We start from the raw sequence: 2,629 nt of genomic DNA, 5'->3' as shown, positions 1-2,629 counted from the left end.
GGTGTGAAAAAGAGCCAGCCAGGGCCCCCGGCGGCGCGCTGTAGTCCAGGCCGAAGTGACGGAACCAGTCCCGCCAGTCGATGCAGTTCCAGGCCGAGGCGTCCAGCTGGATCAGCGGCAAGGCCGCCAATTGCCCAAGCTCGCTGACCAGCGGCAACTCCAGGCGCCGGCTGGCGATGGGATAGACGATCTCGGCGAACAGCGGCGTGGCCGCCAGGGACGACCAGTGCCCCGGCCCGTAGAGAATGCCGAAGTCATGCTCGGCCACGCTGGACTCGTCCATGTCGTTGTTGGCGTGGATGCTCACGGTGATCCCCGGGTGCTGCTTGTTGAACGCCAGCAAGCGCGGGAACAGCCAGAACTGCGCCACCGCATGGGTGCATTGCACGGTGATGGTGTTGGCATCGCGTCCGGCCCGCAGGCGCGTGACGCTGCGCAGCAAGGCTTCGAGCTGGGTGCTGACCTGGGCGAACAGCGCCGCGCCGCTGGCGGTGAGCTTGACCCCCCGGGCCTGGCGCTCGAACAGCTCGGTCTTGAGCGACAGCTCCAGGCTGCGGATCTGCTTGCTCACCGCGCTCTGGGTCAGGCACAGCTCGGTGGCGGCCCGGGTGAAGCTGGCGTTGCGGCCCACCGCTTCGAAGGTCACCAGGGTTTCCAGTGGCGGCAAGTGCCGGGCGAAGCGACTCATCAGGTATTCCCCAGAAGAATAGGTAGGTGCCTATATATCCTTTGTCCATCCGGTCAGCAATGACTAGCCTGCGCACCTTGATGAATCGTTGCGAGTGTGTGCATGAAACGCGGAGTTGCTTATGCGGTCCTGGCCGGTGCGGTCTGGGGTCTGGCCATTGTGGTGCCCAGCCTGTTGCCGGAGTTCAGCCCGCTGATGCTCAGCTGTGCCCGCTTCACCCTGTATGGCGCATTCTCCCTGCTCCTGGCTGCGCCCCAGGCACGCGAGCTGCTGCAGCGCTTGACCTGGAACGACGCACTGCTGCTGGTGAAGCTGGCACTGACCGGCAACCTGATCTATTTCATGCTGCTGGCCAGCGCCATCCAGTGGGCCGGGGTGGCCAGTACCGCGCTGATCGTCGGCCTCTTGCCCCTGACCATCACCCTGGCCGGGCGCGGGGATGCCGACGCGGTGCCGTTGCGGCGCCTGCGCTGGCCGCTGCTGCTGGTGTTCGGCGGGATCTGCTGCATCAACCTCGACACCCTGCTCACCGCCCAGGGCGATTCGCCGGAGCTGGGCCAGCGGGCCTTGGGCCTGCTGTGTGCCTTCGGCGCGCTGCTGTGCTGGACCTGGTACGCCAAGGACAACGCTCGCTATCTCAAGCGCAGCCGCTTCGACAGCGGCCAGTGGTCGAGCCTGTGGGGCATCACCACCGGCCTGATGAGCGCCTTGGTCTGGCTGCTGGCCCAGGGCCTGGAGTGGCCGGGCACGCGGAGCGACGCCAGCGACCAGCGCTGGATGCTGTTCTGGGGCCTGAGCCTGTGCAGCGCGGTGCTCGGCTCGTGGTTCGGCAATCGCATGTGGAATGCCTCGACCCGGCGCCTGCCACTGACCCTGAGCGGCCAGTTGATCGTGTTCGAGACCCTGTTCGCCCTGCTCTACGGCTTCATCTGCCTGCAGCACCTGCCGAGCTTGTTGCAAGCCAGCGCGGCGTTGTCGTTGCTGGCCGGCGTGCTCTGGGCGGTGCGCCGGCACCTGCCCCAGGCTCACTAAGGGCCTCAGCCCGAGGCCGCAGAACAACCCGGCAGCGCCACCGGGGAGCGGGGCAGGCGCAGGGCCAGCAAGGCGCCCAATAACGCCAACAGGGCACTGGCGGCGGTGGCCAGCTCAATGCCCTGGGCCTGATTGCCCACCGGACCCAGGGTGTTGGCCAGGGACACCAGCAAGGCCAGGCCCAGGGCGCCGCCGATCTGCTGGCTGGTGGAGGCCACGCCCGCCGCCACGCCCTGCTCGGTCGCGGCAATGCCCTGCCCCGCCGAGATCCACATGGTGTTCCAGGTCATGCCCTGGCCGATGCTCATGATCACGATCCCCGGTAACAGGCCGACAAAACCGCTGCTGCCCGGTAGCGCCAGGTAGATCATGCCGATGCCCAGGGCCCCGGCCAGCAAGCCGCAGACCAGGACCGCCCGCAGGCTGGCGCGCCGCAGCGCCCGCTCGCCCAGCCAGATGCCCAGGGTGCAGAGCACCGTCGAGGGCAGGAAGGCCAGGCCGCAGTGCAACACACTGAACTGGTAGACCTGCTGGAAGTACAGGCTGAGGAAGTAGTACTGCACGCCGAAGCTGCTCATGAACAACGCGGTGATCAGCATCGCCATGCGCAGTTGTGGATAACCCAGCAGGCGCAGGGGCATCAACGGGTCGCGCCCGAGGTGCTCGATGCGCAGGAACCACCCGAGCAAGGCCAGCGCCAGCAGCAGGCAGGCCAGGGTCGCCGGCGCGGCCCAGCCCCACTCCGGCCCCTGGACGATGGCGAACACCAGCAAGCTGCCCCCCAGGGTCACGCTCAAGGCGCCCGGCAGGTCGAACTGGCGCCCGCGCTGGCGTGGCGGATCGGCGGGAATCCAGCGCCGGGCCAGCCATGCACACGCACCGGCCACCGCCTCTTATACACATCTCCGG

Annotated in this window: 2 protein-coding genes and 1 pseudogene; 1 reads left to right on the top strand and 2 read right to left on the bottom strand. The window is 67.9% G+C overall.

Features of this window, described 5'->3' with window-relative positions; all coding sequences use genetic code 11:
- On the bottom strand, nt 1–688 hold a 688-nt coding region (locus ACK6AU_RS31770), incomplete at its 3' end, for a LysR family transcriptional regulator (RefSeq protein ID WP_409303712.1).
- A 102-nt stretch (nt 689–790) separates the two neighbouring features.
- Between ACK6AU_RS31770 and ACK6AU_RS31765 the strand changes: the two genes are divergently transcribed.
- Nucleotides 791–1,720 (top strand): DMT family transporter, encoded by a 930-nt coding sequence (locus tag ACK6AU_RS31765; RefSeq protein ID WP_409303710.1) that lies wholly within the window; start codon nt 791–793, stop codon nt 1,718–1,720.
- A 5-nt stretch (nt 1,721–1,725) separates the two neighbouring features.
- Here ACK6AU_RS31765 and ACK6AU_RS31760 read toward each other — a convergent pair.
- A pseudogene (locus ACK6AU_RS31760) lies at nt 1,726–2,607 on the bottom strand (MFS transporter); the annotation flags it as partial.
- Nucleotides 2,608–2,629: the final 22 nt, after the last annotated feature.

This window comes from Pseudomonas sp. KCJK8993, assembly GCF_046230915.1.
GTDB lineage: Bacteria > Pseudomonadota > Gammaproteobacteria > Pseudomonadales > Pseudomonadaceae > Aquipseudomonas > Aquipseudomonas piscis.
This window is presented reverse-complemented; position numbering and strand designations above follow the sequence as displayed.